The 25,740-nt window shown below is 70.0% G+C and carries 24 protein-coding genes and 1 pseudogene; 5 read left to right on the top strand and 20 right to left on the bottom strand.

From position 1 onward, the window contains the following. Positions 1–12: 12 nt before the first annotated feature. The 5 genes from ASF43_RS24215 to ASF43_RS24195 form a co-directional block, all read right to left on the bottom strand. Positions 13–345 carry a DUF1090 family protein gene (locus ASF43_RS24215; RefSeq protein WP_082498141.1) on the bottom strand — a complete coding sequence of 111 codons (333 nt, stop codon included), beginning with the start codon at positions 343–345 and terminating at the stop codon, positions 13–15. Positions 346–437: 92 nt separating this feature from the next. Beyond that, the gene (locus ASF43_RS24210; RefSeq protein WP_056186962.1) at positions 438–2,150 is read right to left on the bottom strand and encodes a tannase/feruloyl esterase family alpha/beta hydrolase; all 1,713 of its coding nucleotides are present in this window, start codon (positions 2,148–2,150) and stop codon (positions 438–440) included. A 79-nt stretch (positions 2,151–2,229) separates the two neighbouring features. Next, complete coding sequence (locus ASF43_RS24205) at positions 2,230–3,381, bottom strand: UDP-galactopyranose mutase (RefSeq protein ID WP_056186959.1); 1,152 nt, start codon at positions 3,379–3,381, stop codon at positions 2,230–2,232. 5 nt (positions 3,382–3,386) lie between these two features. Beyond that, a complete protein-coding gene (locus tag ASF43_RS24200; protein WP_235578355.1) occupies positions 3,387–5,801 on the bottom strand; it encodes a glycosyltransferase in 2,415 nt (804 codons plus the stop codon). Positions 5,802–5,901: 100 nt separating this feature from the next. After that, a complete protein-coding gene (locus ASF43_RS24195) occupies positions 5,902–7,689 on the bottom strand; it encodes an ATP-dependent DNA helicase RecQ (RefSeq protein ID WP_235578354.1) in 1,788 nt (595 codons plus the stop codon). Between the two features lie 262 nt (positions 7,690–7,951). Between ASF43_RS24195 and ASF43_RS24190 the strand changes: the two genes are divergently transcribed. After that, positions 7,952–9,967, top strand: coding sequence for a 4-oxalomesaconate tautomerase (locus ASF43_RS24190; RefSeq protein WP_056186951.1), 2,016 nt, complete (start codon positions 7,952–7,954; stop codon positions 9,965–9,967). 250 nt (positions 9,968–10,217) lie between these two features. Here the strand turns inward: ASF43_RS24190 and ASF43_RS24185 are convergent. From ASF43_RS24185 to ASF43_RS24170, 3 genes and pseudogenes are all read right to left on the bottom strand, one after another. Further along, positions 10,218–11,222 (bottom strand): annotated as a pseudogene (locus ASF43_RS24185) (Rieske 2Fe-2S domain-containing protein). A 422-nt stretch (positions 11,223–11,644) separates the two neighbouring features. Continuing rightward, on the bottom strand, positions 11,645–12,076 hold the full coding sequence (locus ASF43_RS24175; RefSeq protein WP_056186946.1) for a ferredoxin reductase: 432 nt from the start codon (positions 12,074–12,076) through the stop codon (positions 11,645–11,647). 8 nt (positions 12,077–12,084) lie between these two features. Then, on the bottom strand, positions 12,085–12,927 hold the full coding sequence (locus ASF43_RS24170) for a tripartite tricarboxylate transporter substrate binding protein (protein ID WP_056186943.1): 843 nt from the start codon (positions 12,925–12,927) through the stop codon (positions 12,085–12,087). Between the two features lie 26 nt (positions 12,928–12,953). Here ASF43_RS24170 and ASF43_RS24165 point away from each other — a divergent pair, with 26 nt between their 5' ends. Beyond that, on the top strand, positions 12,954–13,769 hold the full coding sequence (locus tag ASF43_RS24165) for a LysR family transcriptional regulator (RefSeq protein ID WP_255358158.1): 816 nt from the start codon (positions 12,954–12,956) through the stop codon (positions 13,767–13,769). A gap of 139 nt (positions 13,770–13,908) precedes the next feature. On the opposite strand, the gene ASF43_RS24160 is transcribed toward ASF43_RS24165, so the two are convergent. Beyond that, positions 13,909–14,991, bottom strand: coding sequence for a porin (locus ASF43_RS24160; protein WP_056186937.1), 1,083 nt, complete (start codon positions 14,989–14,991; stop codon positions 13,909–13,911). A 2-nt stretch (positions 14,992–14,993) separates the two neighbouring features. Further along, a complete protein-coding gene (locus ASF43_RS24155) occupies positions 14,994–15,965 on the bottom strand; it encodes a tripartite tricarboxylate transporter substrate binding protein (RefSeq protein ID WP_056186934.1) in 972 nt (323 codons plus the stop codon). A 138-nt stretch (positions 15,966–16,103) separates the two neighbouring features. On the opposite strand from ASF43_RS24155, the gene ASF43_RS24150 reads away from it, so the two are divergent. Beyond that, on the top strand, positions 16,104–17,042 hold the full coding sequence (locus ASF43_RS24150; RefSeq protein ID WP_056186932.1) for a LysR family transcriptional regulator: 939 nt from the start codon (positions 16,104–16,106) through the stop codon (positions 17,040–17,042). A gap of 11 nt (positions 17,043–17,053) precedes the next feature. Here the strand turns inward: ASF43_RS24150 and ASF43_RS30975 are convergent, their stop codons facing one another. From ASF43_RS30975 to ASF43_RS24135, 4 genes are all read right to left on the bottom strand, one after another. After that, a complete protein-coding gene (locus tag ASF43_RS30975; protein ID WP_156373503.1) occupies positions 17,054–17,218 on the bottom strand; it encodes a hypothetical protein in 165 nt (54 codons plus the stop codon). A gap of 143 nt (positions 17,219–17,361) precedes the next feature. Then, complete coding sequence (locus tag ASF43_RS24145; protein WP_056186930.1) at positions 17,362–18,066, bottom strand: SDR family oxidoreductase; 705 nt, start codon at positions 18,064–18,066, stop codon at positions 17,362–17,364. 68 nt (positions 18,067–18,134) lie between these two features. Beyond that, positions 18,135–19,064: an enoyl-CoA hydratase/isomerase family protein gene (locus ASF43_RS24140; protein WP_082498138.1), complete on the bottom strand. Its 930-nt coding sequence runs from the start codon at positions 19,062–19,064 to the stop codon at positions 18,135–18,137. Positions 19,065–19,078: 14 nt separating this feature from the next. Further along, positions 19,079–20,065, bottom strand: coding sequence for an MDR family oxidoreductase (locus tag ASF43_RS24135; RefSeq protein WP_056186927.1), 987 nt, complete (start codon positions 20,063–20,065; stop codon positions 19,079–19,081). A gap of 180 nt (positions 20,066–20,245) precedes the next feature. Here ASF43_RS24135 and ASF43_RS24130 point away from each other — a divergent pair, with 180 nt between their 5' ends. Continuing rightward, on the top strand, positions 20,246–20,833 hold the full coding sequence (locus ASF43_RS24130; protein WP_056186924.1) for a TetR/AcrR family transcriptional regulator: 588 nt from the start codon (positions 20,246–20,248) through the stop codon (positions 20,831–20,833). A 34-nt stretch (positions 20,834–20,867) separates the two neighbouring features. Here the strand turns inward: ASF43_RS24130 and ASF43_RS24125 are convergent, their stop codons facing one another. Further along, positions 20,868–21,647, bottom strand: a complete 780-nt coding sequence (locus ASF43_RS24125) for an alpha/beta hydrolase (protein WP_056186921.1) — start codon at positions 21,645–21,647, stop codon at positions 20,868–20,870. A gap of 143 nt (positions 21,648–21,790) precedes the next feature. Here ASF43_RS24125 and ASF43_RS24120 point away from each other — a divergent pair, with 143 nt between their 5' ends. Beyond that, positions 21,791–22,159: a DUF1428 domain-containing protein gene (locus ASF43_RS24120; RefSeq protein ID WP_056186919.1), complete on the top strand. Its 369-nt coding sequence runs from the start codon at positions 21,791–21,793 to the stop codon at positions 22,157–22,159. Positions 22,160–22,259: 100 nt separating this feature from the next. Here ASF43_RS24120 and ASF43_RS24115 read toward each other — a convergent pair whose 3' ends face one another. From ASF43_RS24115 to ASF43_RS24095, 5 genes are all read right to left on the bottom strand, one after another. Continuing rightward, positions 22,260–22,550, bottom strand: a complete 291-nt coding sequence (locus ASF43_RS24115; RefSeq protein ID WP_056187460.1) for an antitoxin — start codon at positions 22,548–22,550, stop codon at positions 22,260–22,262. Positions 22,551–22,704: 154 nt separating this feature from the next. Continuing rightward, positions 22,705–23,112: a type II toxin-antitoxin system RelE/ParE family toxin gene (locus ASF43_RS24110; RefSeq protein WP_056186915.1), complete on the bottom strand. Its 408-nt coding sequence runs from the start codon at positions 23,110–23,112 to the stop codon at positions 22,705–22,707. Beyond that, positions 23,105–23,440: a type II toxin-antitoxin system Phd/YefM family antitoxin gene (locus tag ASF43_RS24105; protein ID WP_056186913.1), complete on the bottom strand. Its 336-nt coding sequence runs from the start codon at positions 23,438–23,440 to the stop codon at positions 23,105–23,107. Before ASF43_RS24105 ends, ASF43_RS24110 begins: the two co-directional genes overlap by 8 nt. Positions 23,441–23,519: 79 nt before the next feature. Next, complete coding sequence (locus ASF43_RS24100; protein WP_056186911.1) at positions 23,520–24,866, bottom strand: adenylosuccinate lyase family protein; 1,347 nt, start codon at positions 24,864–24,866, stop codon at positions 23,520–23,522. 34 nt (positions 24,867–24,900) lie between these two features. After that, entirely contained in the window at positions 24,901–25,734 is an 834-nt protein-coding gene (locus ASF43_RS24095; RefSeq protein WP_056186908.1) for a CoA ester lyase, read from the bottom strand. Positions 25,735–25,740 lie beyond the last annotated feature (6 nt).

Raw genomic sequence — 25,740 nt, 5'->3', positions numbered from 1 at the left:
TGCAGCCGGGCTTCAGGGAGCCGCGCTGCGCGCCTGCCGCAGCTGCTCCTGTGCATAGTCCAGCGCCTTGCGCAGCGCCAGCACCTCCTGCTCCAGCCGCGCGATGCGCGCCGACCGGCTCTCGACCGTGGCCGCACCCTCGCAGCGGGCCTGCAGCGCCGCCATCTCCTCGGCCAGCTGGCGCCGGCGCAGCATCTGGCCGCGCTCGCGCGCCTGGTCCATGGCCTGCTCGAGCGCGGCGATGTCGGCCGTGCACGTGGCCGGGTCTGGCGCGGTGGTGGGCTGTGCGGCGGCCAGGCCTGCCAGGGCCAGCGTGGCCGCCAGGAGCAATGGGCGTACGCGCATGGAACTGCCGGTGGAAAGCAAGGCCCCAGCATGCCAGCAATCGGGACGCGCGCCCGAATTCCCGTACCGCGCGCCCCAGCGGCGCGCTGGCGCTACTGCGTGGCGCAGCTGAAGCTGGCCGCCAGGTTCACGTCGCCCGTGCCGTTGTACCTGGGCCAGGCCGGGTAGCCGCACAGCGGGCGCGTGCGGCCCGAGACGCCGGCCGTGTCTGCCACGACCTGGGCCGGCGGGACTGTGTTTCTCTCGACCCAGTTCTCCAGCGCGGTCAGTGAGTCCCAGGACGCGTTGAACACGCTGCTGACGGCATGGCCGTAGCCCGGGATCTCGTAGTAGCGCATGAAGCTGTCGACCGTGGCCGCACCCATGGTGCTGCGCAGGCGGCTCCAGTACTGCTGCGTGGCCCGGTTGCTCACCAGCGCGTCGTGTGCGCCATGCGCCATCAGGATCTTGCCGCCCCGGGCGCGGAAGGCCGACAGGTCGGACTTGTTCACGTCCTGCAGCCCGGTCAGCGTGACGATGCGGGCCTGCCATGGGCCGGGCGCCTGCGGGTCCAGGCTCAGCGAGTTGAAGTTCGCGTCGCGCGTCACGAAGTACTTGACCCACTGGTCCCAGAAGGTGCTGCCGTAGGGCGGACTCGTGGTCGCGGTCACGGGCGGCATGGGGTTGGCCGGCTGCTCGGTGCCCAGCGACAGCGTGAGCACCGTGGGCTGCAGCGCGCTCGTGCCGGGGTTGCCGAAGTCCGTGCCCCAGGTGTTGAAGCCGGGGTAGGTGGTCTCGCCGCTGGCCAGCGTATAGGGCAGCGTGAGCGGCGTGTTGAAGGTGTTGAACGAGGCGATCTGCGCATCGGACAGGCAGCTGTCGCCCAGGTCGGCACCGGCCCTGCAGCGCAGCGGCGCGCCGTTCAGCGTGGCCGCCGCCAGGTTGAAGCTGTCGTTGCAGGCGGCCATGTTGGCGATCAGGCCGTCGGCCACGCCGTCCAGCGCGTCGCAGGCCTGCACCGAGGCGTCATAGACCAGCTTGCGCTTGGCCCGGCTCGGGTAGGCGCCCGGCAGGGCCAGCTGGCGCGTGATGCGGCCGAACTGCAGATCCAGTGCAGCGGCGTTCCAGGCCGGGTAGAGCACGATGGCGCCGTCGAAGTCCTGCGGCCAGTTGGTGACCGCGATCAGCGCCTCGCGCCCGCCCGTGGAGCCGCCCGCGAAGTAGGTGCGCTGCGCGGCCTTGCCGTAGCGCGCGCGGATCAAGGCCTTGGCCACGTCGTGTGTCTTCTTGAGCGCATCGCCCGAGAAGTTGCGCAGCGCCTCGTCGTTGGTGCCGAAGCTGCCGTCGCGGCTGGTGGTGGCATTGGCCTGGTGGCCGGAGTCGCTGCCGAAGGTGGCGTAGCCGCGGCCCAGCGGCACCGCCTGGTCCGCCGGCCCGGCCGGCACGTTGCCCACGCCGGTGGCGATGGTGCCGTTGTAGCCGCCGCCACCGAACATCATGGCCTTGCTGTTCCAGGTGGCCGGCAGGTTGAGCTGGAACAGGATCTTGGGTGCCGTGCTGTCCACCGGCTGGATGCTGCCCAGCACCTTGCAGTATTCGCCGATGGCCGCGGCGCCGGTGCCGGCGGCCGGCACGACCTGGGTGCTGGTCACGACTGCACCGGTGGTGGCCAGGCCGATGGCATTGGCGGCGACCGCCATGCCGTTCAGCTCGCTGCAGGTCTTGGCCTGCCCCTCGGTTTCGGCGTCGTTGCAGCCGGCGATGCCGGCGCATGCGATCAGGCAGGCGAGCCGGGCTGCAACGCCGGGCCAGTGCGGGTGGGTCATGGGTGTGTCTCCGTGGAGGAATGCCGGGCCGGGAATCGGCCTGCATGCTAGCGCCAAGGCGACGCGCCGTGGGCCTCCTCTACCCCAGGGGATCGACCACGAAGCTGGGCATGGGCTTGCGCGCCGCCTGGGTGTCGCCATAGCGCTGCGCCACTTCCAGCGCCTCGGCGATCGTCACGTGCATGTCGATGTAGCGGTAGGTGCCCAGGCGCCCCAGGAAGGTGACGTTGGGCTCCAGCCGCGCGCGCGACACGTAGTGCGCGAGCAACGCCTTCTCGGCCACGAGCCGGATCGGGTAGTACGGGATGTCGACCTCCTCGCACAGGCGGCTGTACTCCTTGAACACCACGGTGCCGGCGTGCTGCTCCCAGGGGGCGAAGTGCTTGTGCTCGGAGATGCGCGTCCACGGCACGGACAGGTCGCAGTAGTTGATGACGGCATTGCCCTGGTGGTCGCCCACATGGTCTTCGCGCACGAAATCCAGCGTGCGGTAGCCGAGCCGGCCCTCGTCGCAGCCGAACCAGGCATCGATCGGCCCGCTGCAGAAGACGTGGTCGTAGCCGGCCGCCAATGCGCGCGTGAAGCGCGTGCCCAGGTGCACCGTCACGCTGGGCAGGTCCAGCAACCGCGTGACGATGGCGGTGTAGCCCTCGCGCGGGATGCCCTGGTACTGGCTTGCGTAGTAGTTGTCGTCGTAGTTGAAGCGCACGGGCAGGCGCTTGAGGATGCTGGCCGGCAAAGCCGCGGCGGGCATGCCCCACTGCTTGGCGGTGTAGCCCTCGAAGAAGGCGGCGTACAGGTCGCGGCCCATCAGGTGCAGCGCCTGCTCCTCGAAGTTGGCCGGCTCGCCGCTGCCGCGCTCGCCGACCTGCGCAAAGTAGGCCTCGGCCTGTGCGGGCGAGAAGGTGGCGCCGACGAACTGGTTGATGGTCAGCAGGTTCAGCGGCAGCGAGTACACGCGCCCGCCCGTGATGGCCTTGACGCGGTTCACGAAGGGCATGAATTCGCCGAAGCGGCGGATGTAGTCCCACACGCGCTGGTTGCTGGTGTGGAAGATGTGCGGGCCATAGGCATGCAGCATCACGCCGCTGTCGGCGTCGCGCTCGGTGTGGCAGTTGCCGGCCACGTGGGCGCGCGTGTCGAAGACGTCGATCTGGTGGCCGGCCTGGCCGAGCTCCTGGGCCAGCACGGCGCCCGAGAAGCCGGCGCCGACGATGGCGATGTGGGCCATGGCGTTCAGCCCGCCGGCACGAGTGCGCGCACCGGTGCGCTCGCCGCCACGGGCCGCACGTCGAAGCGGCGCAGCAGGGCCTGCATGGCCGAGGCCGTGCCGTCCCACGAGGTGGCAGCCACCGTGGCCGTGGCCGCCGAGGCGAAGGTGGCGCGCTCGGCGGGGGTCCGGGCCAGGATGCATTCGCAGGCAGCGACGAACTCGGCGGCCGAGGCCGCGATCGGCACCACGTCGGCGTATTGCTGCGCCACGTCGCGCACCGCGGTGCTGACCACCGGCTTGCCGGCCGCCAGATATTCCAGCGTCTTGGTCGGGCTGATGAAGCGCGTGGAGGCGTTCAGCGCGAACGGCATCAGGCACACGTCCCAGCCCGCCAGGAAGGCCGGCAGCTCGTCGTAGCGCCGCTGCCCCATCCAGTGCAGGTTGGGCCGCTGCGGCAACCGGGCGGGATCGACCTTGGCCACCGGGCCGACCATGACGATCTGCCAGGCGGGATGCGCATCGGCCAGTGCCGCCACCAGGGCCAGGTCCAGCCGCTCGTCGATCACGCCGTAGTAGCCCAGGCGCGGCCGGGCCAGCGCGGCCTGGTCGGGGTGGTCGGCCACGGCGCGGTGGCCGAAATGCGCATGGTCCACGCTGCTCGGGAAGCAGTGCACGTCGGCATGCCGGCCGCGTTTGGATTCGTACAGGCTGCGCCCGCCCGTGAACACCAGGTCGACCTGGCCGAACAACGCGTCTTCACGTGCGATGAGGGCGGGCGGCGCGAAGTCGAAGGCCGCCAGCTCGTCCATGCAGTCGTAGACCATGCCGCGCGGCAGCAGGCCGCGTGCCAGAGGCAAGGCCATGGGCGTGTAGAACCACAGCAGGTAGTCGCATACGCCATGGTCCAGCAGGTCCTGCTGCAGCAGCGCGCGCATCACGTTCATGTGCTCGTCGTCGAAGCCGGGGGCGTGCCCCGTGACATGCATGCGCAGCACCGTGACCCCGGCGCACGGGCTGTGGCGTTCGACCCATGCATGGTCGGCGCCCAGGATGGGCTCCTCCACGAACAGGATGGGATGCAGGGGCGCCAGACGCGACAGCAGCTGCTGGGGGCGCTGGTAGACGAAGTCCCAACGGAGATGCGAGAAAACGATGATGCTGTTCATGGGGGTACAGGTTGGAGGGGAAACAGGAAGAGGCGAAGCGGCGTCGAAGGCCTGCAGCCAGTGGCGCAGGCGGTCGGCATAGGGTTGGCACAGGCGGCGCGTGAAATCGCCATGCGTGGCACCGGGCACGTCCCACAGCCCGCTGTGGTGCCAGTGGTCGGCGTTCTGCCAGTCGGGCCGGTCGATCAGGGGGTACAGGCACAGGCCGGCGAGCGCGATGCCGCGCGCGCGGCAGGTGCCGAGCTCGGCCGCCAGGTGGTCCAGCCAGGCGGCGCGGCCCTCGCCCACGTGGCCGGTTTCCGAGATGCACAGCGGCCGGCCGTAGCGCTGCCATACGGCGTCGGCCAGCGTGTGGAACGGCCGCCGGCGCGGGTCGTCGCGGTGCCAGTGCAGGCGCGCGCCCGAGCCATGCTCCCATTGGTTGTCGTGGTAGTAGTTCAGGCCTGGCAGGTCCAGGTAATGCGGCGCGCCGCCGAGCTCGGGCGCGAGCCGGCCGCACAGCATGTCCCAGGCCTCGAACTGGCTGTCATGCTCGCGCAGTGCTTGCGCGCACACGGCCGGCCCGGCGCCCAGCGGCGGCTCCACGTGCACCACCGGGTCGGTGTGCACGAAACGCGCGGCCGGCGCCACGCGGCGGATCGCGTCCATCGCGCGCAGCGCCGCGCGCACCAGCACGCGCTTGAGCGCGCTGCCACGCTCCGGATGCGATGGCACATGGGGGTGGATGAGCCCGGTACTGCTGGCGGCCCAGGCCAGGAACGAGATCTCGTTGACGGGCTGGTAGGCCGCGGGCGGGCCGTCGATCTCCTGCAGCAGCCCGGCCACGGCGCCGCAGTGCCGGGCGAAGGCGTCGACGAAGGCATCGGGCTGCGTGAACGGGTCCAGCCGCGGCGGCCAGCCGTAATGCATGAGCGTCCACAGCACCTGGATGCCGTGCCGCGCGGCGAGCCGTGCCTGGGCCTGCAGGGCCTGCACGCCCGCCGCGCCGCGCTGCTCCAGCAGGCGCCAGCCGATGCTCTCGCGCACGACGCGGATGCCCAATGCCTGCAGCGCGCCGTAGTCCTCGTCGAGCCGGGCCGCGTGGCCGTTGCGCAGGTTCGGGTCCAGCGCGATGCCGTGGCCGTTCACATGGTCGGCTCCCTCGTAGCCGCCCATCCAGAAGCCCTGGAACGCAGGTGCATTCGCAGCCAGCAGGCTGGGCGCGGCGGGACAAGGGTCGGCGCTTTCAGGCGCAGCGGACGGACGCGTGGGGAATGACCATGGGGTCTGCATAACTGCGCGCGCGGCCGTGGAGTGAAAACACCATGATTCGCCGGCCGCTGCAGCCGCGGCGTAGTCGTTTCGCCGCTCACCCCGTAGGCGCTGGCACTTGCTAGGCCGCGCCCAGCTCCACCGCCACCACGAAGGCCGGCTGGAAGCTGCGTTCGCTGCCATCGGCAAAGCGCACGCGCACGGCATCGGCCGTTGTCCCCATCACCTGGCCCCTGCCGAAACGCTTGACCTGCACGTGGTCGTCCACCTGGAACAGCGGCGCTGCTTTGGCCTTGGCGGGCCGGGGCAGCTCGATCTGCGGTGCGGCCACGGCCGGCGCGGCCACCTGCCTATCGGCCAGGCGCTGCAGCCGGCTGCAGTTGTCGCAGCTGCCGCAGCCCTGTGGCCGCGCGCCGCTCTGCAGATGGCCCAGCAGCGTGTTCCAGCGGCAGGCGCCACTCTCGGCGTAGTCGACGATGGCTTCGAGCTTGCGCTGCTTTTCCATGCGCCGCACGTGGTCGGCCTGCAGCAGTTCGACCAGCGTGCGCTGCCCGCGCGAGGGCGCGGCCAGCAGCCAGCCGGTCTGGCCATCGGCCGTCTTCGCCTTCGTGCAATAGCGGCCCTGCTGCAGCATGGACAGCACGGCCACGGCCTTGCCCTTGGGCATGCCGGCCTGCTCCTGCACCTGCACGGCCGTGGCCGGCACGTCGCTGGGCAGCGTGGCCATCACCGCGTCCAGGTCGGCCTGGGTGAAGGCCTGCCCGCTCATGAAGAACTGCTGCACCGACTTGTCGCTGCGCAGGAACAGCAGCACGCACCGCGCAGGCAGGCCGTCACGGCCGGCGCGGCCGGACTCCTGGTAGTAGGCATCCAGGCTGGCCGGCAACTGGTAGTGCACGACGAAGCGCACGTCGGCCTTGTCGATGCCCATGCCGAAGGCGTTGGTCGCCACCATCACGCGCGTGGTGCCGGCCATGAAGGCCTCCTGCGCGGCGGTGCGCTCGGCCGTGTTGAGCTTGCCGTGGTAAAGCCCGACCGACAGGCCCCGGGCAGCCAGCGCGGTGTGCACCTCTTCTGCGGCGCGCACGGTCGCGGTGTAGACGATGCCGGGCTCGTCGCAGCGCTGCAGCACCTCCATGAGCCGCTTGAGCTTTTCGTCGGCCCGGGTCAGGTACTCGACGCTGTAGACCAGGTTGGGCCGCCAGGCGCCCGTGTCGACGATACCGCTCTTGGGGATGCGCAGCTGCCTGGCGATCTCGGTGGCCGTGTCCGGTGGCGCCGTGGCCGTGAGCGCCAGCACGGGCGGCGCGCCCAGCGCCTTGAGCGCTGGGCCGATCTGCAGGAACGCGGGCCGGAAGTCGTGGCCCCACTCGGAGATGCAGTGCGCCTCGTCGATGACGGCCAGCGACACATCGCAGCGCTGCATGCGCTCCAGGAAATCCTGGTCGGCCAGCCGCTCGGGCGTCACGAGCACGATGCGCGCGCTGCCGTCGGCCAGCGCCGCCTCGGCCGCGGCCAGGGCCTCGGCGTCCAGACTGCTGTTGAACTCGACGGCGGCCACGCCGTGCCCGCGCAGTTTCTCGCACTGGTCCTTCATGAGGGCGATCAGCGGCGAGACCACCAGTGTGCAGCCCGGGAGCATGAGCGCCGGCAGCTGGTAGCACAGCGACTTGCCGGCCCCTGTCGGCATGATGGCCAGCGTGGACTGGCCGGCCAGCACGCGTTCGATGACCTGGCGCTGGCCAGGGCGCAGGGCTTCGAGCTGGAACACGTCCTGCAGATGGCGGTCGATCTGGCGCCGCGTGGCTGCCGTCAGGCCTGCGGACCTGGCGGAGGTCTTGCGCGGCGTTGTGGCCGCCGGCACGGTCAAGCCGACAGCTTCCTGTAGCGCCGCGTTCATCTGGTGCATGGGTGCTCTCCTGGGCATCGAAGAACAAGGCTCGCGTAGCCCGTGGGCGCACCGCGTAGGAGGACGCCTCGACATCAGAGGGTGTGCCTCCGACGTTGGCCTGTCGGCGGCGGTGACGCTCCAGGCGGGCGCCAGGCGCCAGCCGCCTTGTACGCGCTGCGTACGCCAGGCTGCGCACGCGAGCCTTGTTGATGCACGAAGCACATCAATCCTGCCGCAAAGTGCAATTCTCAACATCGATGCCGCATTCCAGAATGCCGCCATGAGCAAGACCATCCCCTGTGTACTGATGCGCGCCGGCACCTCGCGCGGCCCCTTCTTCCTGCGCGAATGGCTTCCCGAAGGCGACGAGGCGCGCGACCAGGCGCTGATCGGCGCCATCGGCGCGTCCGACCCGCTGCAGCTCGACGGGCTCGGCGGCGGCAGCACGCTGAACAGCAAGGTGGCCATCGTGTCGCGCTCCAACGAGCCGGGCTGCGACCTGGACTACCTGTTCGCCCAGGTGGGTGTGGGCCACCGCTCGGTGGACACGCGGCCCAACTGCGGCAACATGCTGTCGGGCGTCGCGCCTTTCGCCATCGAGCAGGGCTTGATCGAAGCGCAGCACGGCACGACCAAGGTGCGCGTGCACAACGTCAACACCGGCGCACGCATCGACGTGACCGTGCGCACGCCCGGCGGCCGCGTCAGCTACGAGGGCGATGCGCGCATCGACGGTGTGGCCGGCACGGCAGCGCCCATCCTGCTGGACTTCCTGGACGCCTGGGGCGCCGTGACGGGCCAGGTGTTCCCCACCGGCCAGCGCATCGACACGATCCAGGGCGTGGAAGTCAGCTGCATCGACGCGGCCATGCCGCTGATGATCGTGCGCGCGGCCGACCTGGGCGTGACCGGCCGCGAAAAGCCCGTGGCGCTGGACGCTGACACCGCGCTGCTCGAACGCATCGAATCGCTGCGGCTGGAGGCCGGCCTGCGCATGGGGCTGGGCGATGTGTCGAACAGCGTGATCCCCAAGCCGGTGCTGGTGAGCGCCGGTGATTCGGGGAACAGCATCACCTCGCGCTACTTCACGCCCCGGCGCTGCCATGCCTCGCACGCGGTGACGGGCGCCATCGGCGTGGCCAGCGCCTTTGCGCTGCCGGGCACGGTGGCCAGCGGCATCGCCCGCGCGGCCGGCTGCCATCAGTTGACCGTGCTGCACCCGGCCGGGCAGATCGACATCGAGGTGGAACTCGATGGCACGGGCGAGGCCGTCACCATGCAGCGCGCAGCCCTGGTGCGCACCGCGCGCAAGATCATGCAGGGCGAACTGCACCTGCCCGATTACGTGTTTTCGCGCCCCGAGGAGGCCGCCCGTCCGGCCGCACGCAAACCCATCATGCTCATCGTGCCCACGAGCGCGGGCGGCGGCAACGACACCATGGCCCGCATCATCGCCGGCAAGCTCGCGCCGCTGCTGGGCCAGGAGGTGCTGGTGGACAACCGCGCGGGTGCCAACGGCGCCGTGGCCAGCGAATACGTGGCCGGCGCCGAGCCCGATGGCCAGACGCTGCTGTTCGGCTACGTGGGCACGCATGCGATGAACCCGGCGCTGCAGAAGCTCGGCTACGACCCGGTGGCCGACTTTGCGCCCATCGGCCTGGTGGGCTCGTCGCCCACGCTGATGGTGGCGCACCCGGAACTGCCGGCGCACGACGTGCCCACGCTGGTCGCGGCCCTGCGCGCGCAGCCCGGCCGCATCGGCTACGCCTCGGCCGGCGACGGCACGCCGCCGCACTTCGCCGCGGCCCTGTTCCAGCAGGCCAGCGGAACGGCCATGGCCGCCAGCACCTACCCCGGCGCGGCGCCGGCGATCGCCGACACGGCCGCCGGGCGCACGCAGCTGATGTTCCCCAGCCTGTTCACGGCCCTGCCCTTCGTGCACAGCGGGCGGCTGCGCGCCCTGGCGGTGGCCGGCCCGCAGCGCCTGCCGGGCCTGCCCGATGTGCCGACGCTGGCCGAAGCCGGCATCGCGGGCGTGGACGTCACGCAGTGGTACGGCCTGTTCGCGCCGGCGCGCACGCCACAGGACCGGGTGGACGCGCTCAACCGGGCGCTGAACCAGGTGCTGGCCGACCCGGCCGTGGTGCAGCTCTTCGAGCAGCAAGGTGCCCGGGTGCAGGCCGGCACGCCGCAGATGCTGGGCGAGCGGGTGCAGGCCGATCTGGCGCGCTGGCAGGCGGTGGTGGCGCAGGGTGGGCTGGCGGTGGCGGAGCAGCGGGCGGTGGTGCTGGAGTGAGTGCCAGGCGGCTGGGAGGCCCAGAGTGGCGCACCCAGCGGCCTGGCAGAGCCAGTTCAGCGGATGCCGAGGCGTGGTCGTTGTAGAACGGGACCAGCGTGACCACCTCGTGCGCCTGGAGCCACTACGCGACTGGCTCGTAGCCGCCAAGCAGCGGCTCAGCCCGGGTCTTCCTGCTTGCCCTTGTCGTAGGCCATCCCGATGGTGGGGGCGTGCGATGTGCCGATGCAGCCGATGACTGGTGCCATGGTCAAGCTCCGCGTTTCACGCCGGCTTCGGCGGCTGCCAGGCGGTACAGGATCTGCCGCATCATCAGCCCCGGTTTGTCCGGCGCGAAGTTCAGATCGAACTGCGGCTCGCTGTCGCTCTGCACCACATCCATGATCCATTCCAGCGCGTCCACATCCTCTTGGTAGGCCTTGGTCGAGGCGCCCAGCAGGTGCGCGTCGATGGCCGCGTCGTCCAGCTTGAAGTTGCGACTGGCGAACCACCAGTAGTGGATCGCGTTGTTGGTCTCGGGCGTGAAGATGTGGCTGATGTTGAAGCGGTAGGTGCGCGGCGTGCCGCTGGCGTCGTGGTTGTCCACGATGCGCGCGTAGGCCGTGTGCAGCGCGGGCGAGACGAAGCGCGCATCCTAGAAGCGGTCCACCGGCTGGCCCGCCAGGCCCGTGGGCATGGCGTAGACCCCCGGCGGCGGCGAGTGGCGCAGCTCGCGATCGATGATGACCGTGTCACCTTCCTCGCGCACCTTGAGCTTGGAGCGCGCGTACTCGGGCGTGCCGATGGCGCCGGGTTGCAAAAACGGAAAGTGCGTCTGGTCCAGCAGGTTCTCGTGCATGGCCACGTAGTCGGACTTCAGATGGAAGCTGCCGCTGACGGTCTTCCATTCGGGGCTGGCGAGCCAACTGGTATCGGGGACCAGGGATTCGTCGGCATGGTCGGCGTCACCCATCCAGATCCAGACCAGCGGGCCGCGCTCCACGGTCGGAAAGCTGCGCACGTTCGCGTTCGTCGGCACGATGGGCATGGCCGGCATGTTGACGCACCGGCCCGAGGGGTCGAACTGCATGCCGTGGTAGCCGCACATCAGCACGTCGCCGACCAGCTTGCCTTTGGCCAGGGGGAAGGATCGGTGCAGGCAGCGGTTGCGCACCGCCACCGTTTCGCCGGCCAGCGTGCGGTACAGCGCCACGTCGATGCCCAGCAGCCGGCGGCTGATGATCTCGCGCGAGACCTCGCTGGCCAGTGCGGCCACGTACCAGCAGTTGCGCACCAGCGGGGTGGTGTGGTCGGCGAAGCCGCCGAGCACGAATTCCCGCTTGGCCGCAGCGCGTCGAGGATGCTGACGTCGCTGCCCACCTGGACGGACTTGCCGCTGCGCTGCAGGTGCACCGTGAACGGCCTGGCATTGCCGGAGATGGCTGCCGTGAACATCTCGCTGCGCACACGCGCAGCCGCCCAGCCCAGGGCGGCGCCTGCGGCATGGGCCGCATCGATCAGGGGCTTGGGCCCGCAGACGTAGACGCTGGTGCCCTCGGGCTGGCTGCGCAGCAAGGCCTGCACATCCGCCTGCCCCTGGCTGTCGCTGTAGTAGAACTGCACGCGCTCGCCTGCCAGTTGCTCCAGCTCTCGGTGGTAGGCCATGCCCGCGGCCTGGCGGCCGGCATAGAACACGCGCTAGTCGCAGCGGCGTCGTGCCAGGCTGCGTGCCATCGAGAAGATCGGCGTGATGCCGATGCCGCCCGCGATCAGCAGCACGTTCTGGTCGCGCCGATCCAGCGGGAAGTTGTTGGTCGGCGGGCCGATCTGCAACCGCGTGCCGACCTCGAAGCTCGCGTGGATGTGCGCCGAGCCGCCGGCATGGTCCTCGCGTTGCACGGCGATGCGGTAGGTGTCGCGGGCATCGTCCTGCAGGTCCGCGCCTCCGACCAGCGAGTAATGGCGCACGATCAGGCCGCGCGCAGGCGAATGGGTGTGCAGCGCAATGTGCGAGCCTGCCGAGTAGGACGGCAGCGGGCTGCCATCGACGCTGATCAGCAAGAACTCGCGCACACGCTCGGTCAGTTGCCGAACGGCGGCGACCTGGACGTTGAAATTGGGCCGTGCCATGGCGTACCTCAGTCCAGCTTGATGCCGGACTTCTGGATCAACGGTCCCCAGGCCGCGACTTCCTGCTCCATGAGCTTGCCCATCTCGGCCGGGGACATGGTGTAGGGCTCGTAGGTGAAGACGGCGAGCTTGCCCTGCATGTCGGGCGCGTTCATGGCCTTGGCGATGGCCTCGTTCAGGCGCTGCACGATGTCTTTGGGTGTGCCCTTGGGCGCCAGCAGGCCGTTCCAGCCACCCACGGCCCAGTGGGCAGGGCCGCCGGTCTGCGCCGCCGTGGGCACTTTGTCGTAACCGCCGATACGGGTTGGGGCGGCAGCGGCGAGGAAGCGCACCTTGCCGGCTTGCAGCATGGAGCCGGCCGAGGCGGCCGAGCCGATGGCCCAGTCCAGCTCGCCGTTGGCCACGCCGGAGTAGAGCTGGGCAGACTCCTTGTACGGCACATGGGACATGCGGATCCCGGCGGCGGACTCCAGCATCAACCCGCCCAAGTGCGCGGGGCTGGCCACACCCCAGGAGCCGTAGGTCACGCTGTCGGGCCTGGCCTTGGCGGCGGCGACCAGCTCGCCCATGGTTTGCCACTTGGAGGTGCTGGGCACGACCACGAAGAAGTAGTTGCGCACGAGTGGCGTGATCGGATCGAAGTCGCGCGTCGCGCTGTAGGGCAGCTTGTTGAACAGGTGTGGCTGCGTGCCGATGTGGAAGCTGTCCATGTGGACCAGCGTGTAGCCGTCGGCCGGCGCCGCCTTGGCGGCCTGGAAGGCCAGGAAGCCACTGGCACCCGGTTTGTTCTCGATCACCACGGGTTGGCCGAGGTCTTTGCCCAGCTTGTCCGCCAGGTTGCGCAGCAGCACGTCGGGGCCCTGGGCAGTTGGGCGTCGTGCCGTCCGTGGTGGCCAAACGGGTGGCCCAGCTGGAGCACGAGCTGCAGGCCAGGCTTTTCGAGCGCACGACACGCAAGGTCACGCTGACGGAGGCCGGCGAACGCCTGCATGCCCGCGCTGCGGGTGTCGTGGCCGAATTCGAGGATCTGCTACAGGCCGTGCGCCGCGACGAGGGCAAGCCGGAGGGGCATCTGCACGTGATGGCGCCGACCACGCTGACCATGGAGCAGTTGGGCGAGGTGTTCTGCGCGTTCCTGGCAGCCCATCCGCGCATCACCATGGAGCTGTCCTTGGTCGATCGCTCGACCAACCCGGCCGAGGCAGGCGTCGATCTGGCGATCAGCGGTCGTGCCGCGAGCTATGAAGGCGTCGTGGATGTGCAGCTGTGTCCGGTGCAGCCCGTCTTGTGCGCGGCGCCGCGCTATCTCGCGCAGCACGGAAACCCTGCGCATCCGCGCGACCTCGCCGACCACGCCTGCCTGGTGTTCTCGGCCACGGGCACCCATTGGGCGTTCCAAAGCAGCCGTGGGGTGTTGGCGGTGGACGTGCGAGCGCGATTGCAGGCCGATGACAACCGCACCCTGCTGCACGCGGCCCTGGCGGGCCTGGGCATCGCGCTGCTGCCGAGCTACATCGCCGGACCGCAGATCGGGCACAGCACGTTGATCCAGTTGCTGCCCAAGTTCGCGCCGCAGAACTGGTTCAAGGCCTATGTGCCCCGGCGCAAGCTCGGCCTGGCACGCGTGCAGGCGCTGCTGGAGTTCGTGCAGCAGCACTGGGCGCACGCCGCGGCGAACCAACCGACCCGATGAGCTGACGCCTGCCCTGCAGCCGGGCGGATGCCGACGCCTGGCTGACACAACCGCTGGCAGGTGGCCAAGTGTGCGTTGCGCGGGAGGCTCCAGAATGCGCGCCAGCCGCCGGTGCCTGGGGCGCATCGGCAGCGCTGCCTCAAAAGCTGTGCCGTATGCCCGCGCTCACGCCCGTCGCCTTCTGCTTGTTCGCCGCGCCCTGGAAGCCGCCCTGCCAGCGCGTGTGGTCTGCCTCCGCATAGGCCACGCTGCGCTTGGACAGCTTGTATTCCGCGAAGGCCACCGTGCGCCCGTAGCCGTCGCCGGCCCGCGCGCTGCGCTCGCGTGCCACGCGGTAGTGCGCCAGCGTCACGTCGACCAGCCCGGTGGCCGGGACGGTGGCGCCCAGGCCGAGCGTGCGCTGCGCGGTGCGCGCGGTGGCACTGGTCTCGGCGCGGCTCCTGCCGTAGATGCCGGCCAGGCGCGCGCCGCCGTCAAAGACCCAGGCCGCGCCCAGCACCACGCCGCGCAGGCCCAGCGTGTCGTCGTTGTTGCGAAAGCTCTGGTGGGCCGCAGACAGTTGCAGCGCGCCCAGCTTGTAGCCCAGGCCCACGCCAGTGGAATTGGCCGCGTCGCTGTTCGTGGCCACCTCGCCCAGGCTGTGCATCAGCTTGACGCTGACGCCGGCGAACTCGCCGCTGTACTTGATGCTGTTGTTCAGCCGGTACGAGCCGGTGGCCGACCCACTCGCGCCGAAACCCACGCCCAGCTGGTGCTGGCTCAGCGCCGCCGTGTTGATGCTGGGGTTGAAGCTGGCCAGGCGCATGCCCAGCGGGTCGATCGGCGACACCGCGTCGGCCAGCAGCGTGGTCTGGCGGCCCAGGCTGACCAGGCCCCATGCGCTGCCCAGGCCCACCCAGGACTGCCGGTCGAAGTAGATGGTGGAGCTGGCCGGCGCACCGGTCTTGGCGTTGATGCCCGACTCCAGCTGCGCCTGTGCGCTGAGCCCGCCGCCCAGATCCTCCTGGATGCGCAGGCCCCAGCGGCTGGTGTTGTTCAGGCCGCTGGACATGACGGTCGCCGACGTGGGGCTGGGCGCGAACTCGTTCAGGCCGTTGGCGCGGCGCACCGAGAGGTCGACGATGCCGTACAGGCGCACGCTGCTTTGCGCCTGCGCGCTGCCGGCGGCCAGGGCGCACAGCGTGCCCAGCGCGATGGGAAGGCTGCGAAGAGCGGTGGGCATGCTCAGTCCGCCTTCAGGCCGGTAGCCTGCACGACCTTCTTCCACTTGACCTGCTCGGCCGCGATGAAGGTGCGCATCTGCGGCAGCGTCATGGTCTCGACCTCGGCGCCGCTCTCCACCAGCTTCTTGCCGATGGCCTTGTCGGCCAGGATCTGGTTGAGCACGGTGTTCAGCTGCTCCAGCACGGGGGCGGGCGTCTTGGCAGGGGCGAACATCGCGTACCACTGCGACACGTCCACGCCGTTGATGCCTTGCTCGGCCAGCGTGGGCACGTCGGGCAACAGGGCCGAGCGCTTGCTGCCGGCCACGCCCATGGCCTTGAGCTTGCCGTTCTTCACGAAGGTCATGGCCGTGAACAAGCTGGGGAACATCACCTGCGTCTGCCCGGCCATGGTGTCGTTGACCGCAGGCGCGGAACCCTTGTAGGGCACGTGCAGCATGTCCAGCCCGGTGGACAGCTTGAACATCTCGGCCGCAAAGTGCGGCGCCGTGCCGTTGCCCGCCGAGGCATAGGTCGCGATTTCCTTGCCGCCCTTGAACTGCGCCACGAACTCCTTGGCGTTGTTGGCCTTGACCTTGGGGCTGACGACCATCAGCGTGGCCGACGAGCCCACCATGCCCACGGGCTCGAAGTCGGCCACCGGGTCGTAGCGCAGCTTTTGCAGCGCAGGGTTCATGGCGTGCGTGGCGATGTAGCCCAGCATCAGCGTGTAGCCGTCGGGCGCTGCGCGCTTGACGTATTCGCTGGCGATGGCGCCGTTGGCACCGGCCTTGTTCTCCACGATCACGGTCTGCTTGAGCGCCACCGCCATGGCCTGGCCGATGACGCGCGCCATCGCATCGTTGGCGCCGCCGGCCGACGTGGGCACGACGATGGTGATGCTGCGCTCGGGCCAGGCGGCCGCGGCGCTGCCACAGGTGAAGGCCGCTGCCAGCGCGATGGCGCCGATGAGCGGCTGTTGCTTGAACTTCATTTGTCTACTCCGGTGGATGGAAAGCTTGGCATTCAGAACGGGCTGAATGTTCGGGCGTGCGGCCCTGCCTGTGAATTGCATCTTTGCGAAGGATTGATGCACACTGTCGATCACCGGAGACCACCATAAGAAGGCGCCATGGCCATCAACTTCAACCTCAACGACCTGCAGGCGTTCCGCACCGTGGCCGAGCTGTCGAGCTTTCGCAAGGCGGCCGACGCGCTGCACGTGTCGCAGCCGGCCTTCAGCCGGCGCATCGAGAAGCTGGAAGAAGCGCTGGGCGTGAAGCTGCTGGAGCGCACCACGCGCAAGGTGAGCCTGACCGCCGTGGGCCGCGATTTCGACCGCAAGGTGCAGCAGCTGCTGGACGACCTGGACAACACGCTGCTGGGCATCCGCGGCGTGGCCGGCACGCGCATGGGCGAGGTCACGATCGCCTGCGTGCCTTCCACCGTCTACTACTACCTGTCGCAGGTGGTCTCGCGCTACCACGAGCGCTACCCGAAGATCCGCGTGAAGGTGTTCGATGCGGGCGCCAACGAGGTGCTGGCGGCCGTGGCGCGCAGCGAGGCGGATTTTGGCCTCAACTTCATCGGCAGCCAGGAGCCCGACATCGAGTTCAAGCCGCTGCTGGAAGAGCGCTTCGTGGCCGCGTGCCGGCGCGACCATGCGCTGGCGAAGAAGCGCAAGGTGAGTTGGGCCGAACTGGGCCAGCACGACTTCATTTCGGTGAGCAAGACATCGGGCAACCGGCTGCTGCTGGACCAGGCCCTGGCCGGCCTGCCCGGGCGGCCGCAGGCCATCTACGAGGCGCAGCATGTGACGACCATGCTGGGCTTGGTGGAGGCTGGTTTGGGCGTGGCGGCCGTGCCCTCGCTGGCCATGCCAGGCGCCGACCACCCGCTGCTGGTCAGCGTGCCGCTGGTGGACCCCATCGTCACGCGCAAGGTGGGGCTGATCCGGCGCAAGGGCCGGCCGCTGTCGCCGGCGGCGCAGCAGCTCTACGACTTCTTTGCGGAGATGAAGGGCAAGCGCGCGGGCGTGGCGGCGCGGCACAAGCCGGCAGCGCCCGCGTGATGCATGCGCGCCTACCGCACCGGGAACATCGGGTTGCCGGTGGGCGTCTTGTCGGCCGGCACTTCTTCCTGGACCACATCCCAGTGCTCCACCAGCTTGCCGCCCCTGACGCGGAGGATGTCCACCGCGACCATGGGCTTGTCCGCAAAGCCCAGGTAGCGGCCGTGCACCGCCACGAACTCGCCGTTCTACAGGACCAGGCCCGGCTTATAGCGCTCCAGGCCAGTGCTGCGGCCAGGCGCTCCACAGCGTGCGCTTGTTCATGCGTTTGTCCGGGAGTTCAGGGGGTGGGATGCTGGCGGCAGGCGCAGGTGCGTGCCTACTTGAATGCGAGTGCCTGCAGGTACCGGCCCGCGCCGAGCGCAGCCTGGGCGTGGCGGGCCGGCTCATCGGCCAGCACTTCTTCCTGCCCGGCCTGCACGGCGTCGAAGGCCTGCGCCGCCACCGACGCGGGCGGCGTCTTCGGGCCGGGGAAGCCGCGCGCCATGTCGGTGTCGATGAAGCCGGCGTGCAGCCCCACCACCAGCGTGCCCTGGCCCCGCAGCTCGTTGCGCAGTGCGTTGGTCAGGCCCCAGGCCGCGGCCTTGGACACGCAGTAGCCGCCGATGCCCGGCGCGTTCACCCAGCTCAGCGCCGACAGGATGTTGACCATCGCGCCCCCGCCGTTGGCCCGCAGCACCGGCGCGAAAGCCTGCGCCACGTGCAGCAGGCCCAGGCAGTTGGTGTCGAGCTGGCGGCGCAACACCTCCAGGCCATCGGCCCCGGCGACGCCGCCGGCCAGCGAGATGCCGGCGTTGTTGACCACCAGGGTCACGTCGCTCGCCAGGGCCGCCGCCGCAGCCGCGTCTTGCGGCCGGGTGACGTCCAGACGGAGAGGGACGGCGCCGTCCACATCGACGGTGTCGGGCTGCCGCGCAGCCGCATAGACCTTGCGGGCGCCGCGTGCCAGCGCGGTCTGCACGAAGACGCGGCCGAGGCCGCGGTTGGCGCCGGTCACCAGGACCACGGCGTTCTCGATATGCATGATGACTCCTTCGCCGGCTGTCGCCGGGCGGATGGGTTGCGATGGTGTTGCCGGCCGGTCTGGCCGGCTCAGGGTGGGGAGCCGACACGGCCCAGGTAGTCGCCGAGCCGCAGTTCCACGTCCGGGCCCTGCTCCGCCACGAACTGCCCCAGCCGCGCCAGGCGGGGCCGCAGGTTCGGGTTGGCCAGCGAGCGGCTGTATTCGCGGTAGGCCGCGGCCAGGTCCGCATCGGGCGGCAGCGAGGCCCGGTTCACCTGCGCCTTGGCAGCGGCCAGTGCGGCCCGGTCGAAGCCCGCCAGGCGCTGGGCGGTGGCCATGACGAAGCGGTCGAGTTCGGCGTCCGGCAGGGTGCGGGTGACCCAACCGTAGCGCTCGGCCGTGGCTGCGTCGTAGTCCTCGCTGCCGAGGATGGCCTCCAGCGCGCGGTCACGCCCCACCAGCCGGGGCAGGCGCTCCGGTCCGCCACCGCCGGGCACGATGCCGGTGCCGACCTCGGGCTGTGCGAACAGCGCCAGCTCCCGGCTGGCGTAGCGCAGGTCCATGGCCAGGGCCAGTTCGTTGCCGCCGCCGCGCGTGCGCCCGCGGATGGCGGCGATGCTGACGAACGGCGCCCGGCTGAGCCGCGCGACCAGGTCCACCCACATGGGCGTCGGCTCGGCACCGGGCAGCATCGGAAAGCGTGCCGCCTGGGCCAGGTCGAAGTGGTTGAAGAAGAACTGCGGCGTGCTGCTGGCGAAGATGACGACCTGCACGCCGGGGTCGCCCTCCAATGCGGTCACCACCGCGTGCATGCGCGACACGGTGTCCGGCGTCACCAGGTTGAACGGCGGATCGCCGAACACCACGCGCCGGATCTTCGGCGCCACCTCTTCCACCACCACGCTGCTGGGGGCCACGGCGCTGGAAGCTGGGGTCGGCTGCTGCGCGTGGGACGCCGGCACGTGCAGCAAGGTGGCCACCAACAGGCCGGCCGCTGCGGCTGCGAAGTATCGGGACATGTGCAAGCCCCCGCTCAGGCGTTCACGTCGACCAGCGTGCGGCCCCGCACCTGACCGCGCAGCACCTGCACGGCGCTGGCGGCGGCGGCGTCCAGCCCGACGACCTGGGTCATGCTGGCCAGCAACGCCGGGTCCAGGTCGCTGGCCAACCGGCTCCAGGCCTGCTCGCGCAGCGCCATCGGCGCGTTCACGGTGTCGACGCCGGCCAGCGTCACGCCGCGCATGATGAAGGGCACCATGCTGCCGGGCAGGTCCAGGCCCTGGGCCAGGCCGCAAGCCGCCACCGTGCCGCCGTAGCGCGTCTGCGCCAGCACGTTCACCAGCGTGTGGCTGCCCACGGTGTCGACGGCGCCGTGCCAGCGTTCCGCACCCAGCGGCTGGGTGGCCGCGGCGGACAGGCTCGCGCGCGCGATCACCTCGCTGGCGCCCAGGCTGTGCAGGTAGGCGGCCTCCTCGCTGCGCCCGGTGGACGCGATGACGCGGTAGCCGAGCCGGCTGAGCAGCGCGATCGCCACCGAGCCCACGCCACCGGCCGCGCCGGTCACCAGCACGTCGCCCTGGCGCACGCCGCCGCGCTCCAGCGCCAGCACGCACAGCATGGCGGCGAAGCCGGCGGTGCCGATGGCGGCGGCCTGCCGCGTGCTGATGCCGCCCGGCAGCTTGACCAGCCAGTCACCCGGCACGCGCGCACGCTGGGCAAAGCCGCCGTGGTGCGTCACGCCGGCCTGAAAGCCGTTGAGCACCACGCGGTCGCCCGGCTGGAACCGGGGGTTCGACGAGGCCTGGACCGTGCCGGCGAAATCGATGCCCGGCACGATCGGCAGCCGCTTGGCGATGCCGCCGCGGCCCGTGATGGCCAGGCCATCCTTGTAGTTGACGGTCGAGTAGTCGACGGCGACGGTGACGTCGCCCGCATCCAGGTCCGCGTCGGACAGTCGCCCGACCTCGGCCGTGAGGCCCTGGTCTGCCTGGCTGATCCGTACGCCTCGAAAATTCTCCATGTCTGCTCCTGTGCAAATGCCACCGGTACCGCCCGCGCGGCGGCGGAACACTCGTTCCATCGCGCGGGAAGATGTCTGTGCCGTCCAGCCAAATTCTAAGACGACCGGTCATATTGTGCATGGCTCAGCGCGACGGCACAATCCCGTCTGCCAATCCAACCAACCTGAAAGCCATCCACCATGGGACGCCCCAGTGTTCGCCAGCAACTGGTCGATGCCGCTCTGGACGTCTTCTGGACGACCGGGTTCAACGGCAGCAGCGTGCAGGACCTGACGGACGCCGCGCAGGTACCCAAAGGTTCGTTCTACAACCACTTCGACGGCAAGGAAGCGCTGGCGCTGGAGGCGCTGGCGGCCTACGCCCAGATGCACGACCTGCGTGCGCTGCGCGACTCCAGCCTGGAGCCCGTGGAGCGGCTCAAGCGCGACTTCCGCAAGCGCTGGAAGGTGGTGAAGGACCACGGCTACCAGCGCGGCTGTTTTCTCGGCACCCTGAGTTCGGAGATCGCCGACAGCCACGAGACCTCGCGCGCGGAGTTCGCGCGCTACTTCGACCTGTGGTCCCAGGCCATTGCCGCCGTGATCGCCGAGGCGCAGGCCGCCGGCAGCGTGGCCACGCCAACCAATCCGCAGGCCCTCGGCCGCTTCGTGCTCAACGCCTGGCAGGGCACGGTGCTGCGGGCCAAGAGCGACCGCGGCGAGGAGCCGTTCAAGGATTTCCTCGCGTGCGTGTTCGGCGGTTTGCTGGCCCCGGCCGGCACGCGTTGAGATCCGGCGAGACTGCGCCCGCGCGGGCCGGTTCTCAGCGCATCCAGCGCGCCGCTGCGTCCAGCAGCCCCTGGCGGACCTGCTGCTGGCGCGCCGGGTCGGGCTCGCCGCAGGCCAGTCGGCAGATCCAGTCGGTGGGCGACTCGAAGTCGCAATGCGACGCGCCGGCGACCACTTCGTCGCGCCACAGGGCCGGCAGCGCGGCCGCCCACGGCGCGGCCACCGCGTCGGCGTTGCAGCGCGAGGGCGGCGCGCGCAGCAGCAGCGCCTCGGTGCGCAGGCGACCGGCCGCCGCCAGGCCCAGGGGCGCGGCCTCGTCCGGCAGCGTGCGGTCGAACGGGTCCAGGCCGACGTAGCCGACCACGCCGGGCGCGTCCGCCGCCAGCAGGCTGGACAGGCCGCCGGCGGAGAAGCCCACGAGCATGACCTTGTCCACCGGCGGGCCGAAGGTGCCGCCCGCACGCAGCGCGCCCACCAGCGCGGCGAGGGCGCGGGCGTTGCAGCGGAAGTCGAAGGTGCAGGGCAGGTCCGGCGCCAGCGCCAGCACGCCGGCATCGGCCAGCGCCTGCGCGTGCCCCGCCAGCGTGCTCCGGCTCCGCGTGAAGCCGTGCGAGAGGATGGCCGCCCCGCGCAGCGGGCCGCCCGCAGGGAACACGTCCAGCGTCACGCGGTGGCCGTCGAGTGCATGCACCTGCGTCGTCTCGACCGATGGCTCCGTGGTTGAAGCCGCTGCAGCCTGCGCGACCATGGCCGCGGCAGCAAGCAGCAGCAGAGCGGCGCAGAGGTAACGTGCGTTGTGGACCGGTGTTCGCATTTGCGCATTGTGGGTCGCCCAGCGCTGGCGCGTATCGTCCCGCCAAGGCAGGCCATGTCGATCTGGCTTGCCGTCGTTCGTCGTGGGGATGCGAGGCGCTCTCGGGCGAGCGCGCTGATCGTCAACCCCACAGGAGTGAAGACATGTCCTACATCGATGGTTTCGTGATTGCCGTCCCCACGGCCAACAAGCAGAAGTTCGTCGAGCACGCGCGTCATTTCGACGCGCTGTTCATCGAGCTGGGCGCAACCCGCGTGATCGAGGGCTGGGGCGACGACGTGCCCGACGGCAAGGTCACCGACTTCCGCCGCGCCGTGCAGGCCACGGCCGAGGAGACGGTGGCTTTCTCGTGGGTCGAATGGCCCGACAAGGCCACGCGCGACACGGGCATGAAGAAGATGATGGAAGACCCGCGCATGGACCCGTCCAACCCCGGCAACCCGCCCATGCCGTTCGACGGCAAACGCATGATCTTCGGCGGGTTTGAGCAGGTGGTGGAAGTGAAGGCTTGAGGGGCTGGGGCGACGTGACGGTGCGAGCGCAGACCCTGTGCGTGGCCATACCTGTGCATGTCGCCGCATACGCTGGGTGGCTGCTGCTGGATCAGGTGGATCAGGGGTTTAGTGTCCAGCCGGTAGATTGCAGCGTCTCCCGCTCCTGCGGATGCCGTATCTCGGCGCGGTCGGCCTCCAGCGCGGTCAAGAAAGCCTCGTCGGCTTCAGCAACGCGGCGCAATGCATCGAGTAGTGCAGCCCCGCGCTTGGCCCGCAGGGGGTGGATGACCAGATCGCCCGAAGCGTTGCGCGAAATGCGCACGCTGTCGGTGTCGAGCCGGAACTCCGCGGGAATGCGCACCGTCTGGCTGTTGCCATTGTTGAAGACGCGGGTCGTCAAACTGTCCACGGCGTGCTCCATGCGGGTACGTACATGTGTGTAGTCTCGGAGTTGCGCCTGCGTCTGGCAAGCCGCGCCCCAGATGGTTCACCAACTCGCACATCGCTTCCAGCTGCGCGCGCGTCGCGGACCTGATGATCTTTGATGCACGGCCCGGTTTCGGTTAGTCGGGCGTGCTGGCACCTGGCCAGAGCCGCGCGAAGTCGAACGAAAGTTGGCGATGATGCCGAATGGACAGCAGGTACACGGTGGCGTCGGTCTTTTGCGTTGCGTCCACGACGGTGTAGAGCATCAGGTAGTCGCCGTGCAGGTACTCCCTCAGCGCATCCGGCGCGCCGGGCGGCAGCGCTGCAAGCTGGGCCAGCGCTTCGGCGGACTGCGGTGGGTGGGCCAAGTAGCGCCGGCCGATGCGTGGGAAGCGCCGCAGGTTAGGAATGACTGTGGCGCGCAGTTCGTCCAGCAGCCGATCGAAGGCGAAACCGGCGCCCGCCTCGACCAGGAACGCTTCGATGGCGTCCAGTCGCTCCAGGAAGCTGGCGGTCAATTCGACCCGGTATAGCGGTTCAGCCACGCTTCCTGGCCGGCTTGGCCGGCAGCGCAGTCTTGGCGGCGACGGCACGGCGCTGCTGCAGTTGGCCGATGGCGCCATCGGCCTCCACTGTGCGGCCAGCCTGGATGTCGGCCAGCCCCCGTTGCGCGTCGGCGATCAGCAGCAGATGGATGCGCTCGCGCTCGAGGCGGTGGTAGTAGTCGAGGCGGTCGGCGTCGATCAGCGCCACATAGCTCTCGCCGTTCTTGGTGATGATCTTCTCGGCACCGGCCTTGGCCTGGTCGGCCAGTTCCGAGAGGTTCGCGCGCGCCTGGGTGAAAGGCACGACATCGCTGGCAGCAAAGCCCATGGTCGGCTCCTGGAGAGGGGATGACAGAATCCTGTGCAGTTTACTTCTGTCATGGACGCCCTGGCCATGCCTGCCGCGCCTACCCCCGCGCCGCCAGCACCCGGTCCACCATCACACCCGCCTGCCCCAGGTGGTTCGCCGGCTCGCACATGGCTTCCAGCTGAACGCGCGTCACGTGCTTGCTGATCTCCGGATGCACGGCGAGGATCTCGATCAGCGGGCGGTTCTTGGCAATCGCCTCGCGGCACAGGTCGTACACCAGATCGTGCGCGTACTCGCGTCCGATGTAGGGCCCCAGGCCCATCATCACGGCCTCGGACATCACCAGGCCGTTCGTCATGTCGATGTTCGAGCGCATGCGGCCGGCGTCCACTTCCAGGCCCTTCAGGATGAACTTGGTCTGCTTCAGCGCGCCGGACATCAGGCAGAAGATCTCGGGCAGCGACACCCATTCGATCTCCCACGGGCCGGTGGAGCGTTCGTGGTCGGCCACCATCGCGTCCATCAGTGCGGCCGCATGCTGGCGCGCCACCGAGATGTTCGCGTGGATGTACAGGCAGGAGATCGGGTTGCGCTTTTGCGGCATGGTGGACGACGAGCCGCGGCCCGGCGCGTAGGGCTCGAAGACCTCGGCCACCTCGGTCTGCATCATCAGCTTGACGTCCATGGCGATCTTGCCCAGCGAGCCGCCGACCAGGCCGAGGAAGGCGCCGACTTCGGCGATCGTGTCGCGCACCGTGTGCCAGGAGATCAGGGGCTGGGCCAGGCCCAGCTCTTTCATCAGGCCGGCCTGGGTTTCCATCGCGCCCTTCTCCAGCGACGACAGCGTGCCCGACGCACCGCCGAACTCGCCCATCAGCACGCGGGGCTTCAGTTGCTGCAGCCGCTCGCGGTGGCGGTCGATGCCGGCCAGGATGCTGGCCATCTTGTAGCCGAAGGTGATGGGCGTGGCCTGCTGCAGGTTGGAGCGGCCGATGACGGGCGTGTCGCGGTACTTTTTGGCCAGGCTGGCCAGCGCGTTGCCGATCTCATTCAAGTCCTGCTCCACCAGCGCCAGGCCTTCGCGCATCTGCAGCACGGCGGCGGTGTCAGTGATGTCTTGCGTCGTGGCGCCCCAGTGGCAGTACTCGCCCAGCTTGTCGCGGCAGTTGGCGTTGATCTGGTTGACCACCGCGATGATGGGGTAGCCGATCTGCTCGGTCTTGGCCTTGAGCTTCACCCAGTCGATCTGCGACAGCTCGCAGTTGCGCACGATCTCGTCGGCCGCCTCCTGCGGAATGATGCCGAGCCGGCCCTGCACCTTGGCAAGCGCGCGCTCGATGTCCAGGTACTTGGCGGTGCGGTTCTCGTCGGACCAGACGTCGCGCATGCGCGCGTCGCTGAACATGTCGCCGAAGATGCGCGAGTCGATGATGGTGGCTGCCATGGTGTGGGTCTCTTTCTGTGGGGAATGAAGGGGGTCAATCGCGGGCCAGGGCCAGCGTGCGTTGGGCTTGCAGGACGACGGGGCGGTCGACCATGCGGCCGTCGAGCCGGGCGGCGCCGGGGGATGCGGCGTCCGCCACGAGCACGCGGCGCGCCCAGTCGAGCGACTGTTCGGATGGGCGCAGCGCGGCGTGGATGGGCGCCACCTGGCTGGGGTGGATGCACAGCTTGGCGCCGAAGCCGAGCCGGCGTGATTGCGCCAGGTCGGCCAGCAGGCGCACCCTCTCGTCGAACTGCGGCGTGACGCCCGCCACGGGTGCTGGCAGGCCGGCCACGCGTGAGGCGATGGCGATGCGGCTGGCCGCATAGGCCAGGCCGCTGGCGTCGTCGGCGATGTCGATGTTCAGGTCGAGCGCGAAGTCCAGCGTGCCGAACAGCAGGCGCGTGACGCCGGGGGTGGCGGCCACGGCGTCCACATTCGCCACGCCGCGCGCGCTCTCGATCAGGGCCAGCACCTGGGCACCGGGGATGACTTTCGCCACGGCGGCGATCTGCGAAGGTTCTTCGGCCTTGGGCAGCACGAGCTGCGTGCAGCCGCAGGCCTGCAGCGCGCGCAGGTCGTCGCAGAAGTACGGCGAGCCCGCGTCGTTGATGCGCACGGCGACGCGGGCGCGGTCGGCCGGCGCGGCGCTGGCGAACCACTGGGCGATGGCCTCGCGGGCCAGCGGCTTGTCGTCCGCGGCCACGGCGTCTTCCAGGTCCAGCAGCACGCAGTCGGCACCGCTGGCCAGGGCCTTGCCGAAGCGCTCGGTGCGCGTGCCGGGCACGAAGAGGTAGGTGCGCGGCTGCGGGGCGGATGGGTTCGCCATGGCGCT

The organism is Pseudorhodoferax sp. Leaf267 (assembly GCF_001422405.1).
Taxonomy (GTDB): Bacteria; Pseudomonadota; Gammaproteobacteria; order Burkholderiales; family Burkholderiaceae_C; genus Pseudorhodoferax.
This window is presented reverse-complemented; position numbering and strand designations above follow the sequence as displayed.

Coding starts and splice junctions, on each gene's coding strand:
- ASF43_RS24095 (WP_056186908.1), bottom strand. CDS start 25,734: ATGGCGAACCCATCCGCCCCGCAGCCGCGCACCTACCTCTTCGTGCCC.
- ASF43_RS24210 (WP_056186962.1), bottom strand. CDS start 2,150: ATGACCCACCCGCACTGGCCCGGCGTTGCAGCCCGGCTCGCCTGCCTG.
- ASF43_RS24215 (WP_082498141.1), bottom strand. CDS start 345: ATGCGCGTACGCCCATTGCTCCTGGCGGCCACGCTGGCCCTGGCAGGC.
- ASF43_RS24120 (WP_056186919.1), top strand. CDS start 21,791: ATGTCCTACATCGATGGTTTCGTGATTGCCGTCCCCACGGCCAACAAG.
- ASF43_RS24145 (WP_056186930.1), bottom strand. CDS start 18,066: ATGCATATCGAGAACGCCGTGGTCCTGGTGACCGGCGCCAACCGCGGC.
- ASF43_RS24135 (WP_056186927.1), bottom strand. CDS start 20,065: ATGGAGAATTTTCGAGGCGTACGGATCAGCCAGGCAGACCAGGGCCTC.
- ASF43_RS24105 (WP_056186913.1), bottom strand. CDS start 23,440: ATGGGCTTTGCTGCCAGCGATGTCGTGCCTTTCACCCAGGCGCGCGCG.
- ASF43_RS24200 (WP_235578355.1), bottom strand. CDS start 5,801: ATGCAGACCCCATGGTCATTCCCCACGCGTCCGTCCGCTGCGCCTGAA.
- ASF43_RS24130 (WP_056186924.1), top strand. CDS start 20,246: ATGGGACGCCCCAGTGTTCGCCAGCAACTGGTCGATGCCGCTCTGGAC.
- ASF43_RS24195 (WP_235578354.1), bottom strand. CDS start 7,689: ATGCACCAGATGAACGCGGCGCTACAGGAAGCTGTCGGCTTGACCGTG.
- ASF43_RS24205 (WP_056186959.1), bottom strand. CDS start 3,381: ATGGCCCACATCGCCATCGTCGGCGCCGGCTTCTCGGGCGCCGTGCTG.
- ASF43_RS24155 (WP_056186934.1), bottom strand. CDS start 15,965: ATGAAGTTCAAGCAACAGCCGCTCATCGGCGCCATCGCGCTGGCAGCG.
- ASF43_RS24150 (WP_056186932.1), top strand. CDS start 16,104: ATGGCCATCAACTTCAACCTCAACGACCTGCAGGCGTTCCGCACCGTG.
- ASF43_RS24100 (WP_056186911.1), bottom strand. CDS start 24,866: ATGGCAGCCACCATCATCGACTCGCGCATCTTCGGCGACATGTTCAGC.
- ASF43_RS24190 (WP_056186951.1), top strand. CDS start 7,952: ATGAGCAAGACCATCCCCTGTGTACTGATGCGCGCCGGCACCTCGCGC.
- ASF43_RS24125 (WP_056186921.1), bottom strand. CDS start 21,647: ATGCGAACACCGGTCCACAACGCACGTTACCTCTGCGCCGCTCTGCTG.
- ASF43_RS24175 (WP_056186946.1), bottom strand. CDS start 12,076: ATGGCACGGCCCAATTTCAACGTCCAGGTCGCCGCCGTTCGGCAACTG.
- ASF43_RS24160 (WP_056186937.1), bottom strand. CDS start 14,991: ATGCCCACCGCTCTTCGCAGCCTTCCCATCGCGCTGGGCACGCTGTGC.
- ASF43_RS24140 (WP_082498138.1), bottom strand. CDS start 19,064: ATGTCCCGATACTTCGCAGCCGCAGCGGCCGGCCTGTTGGTGGCCACC.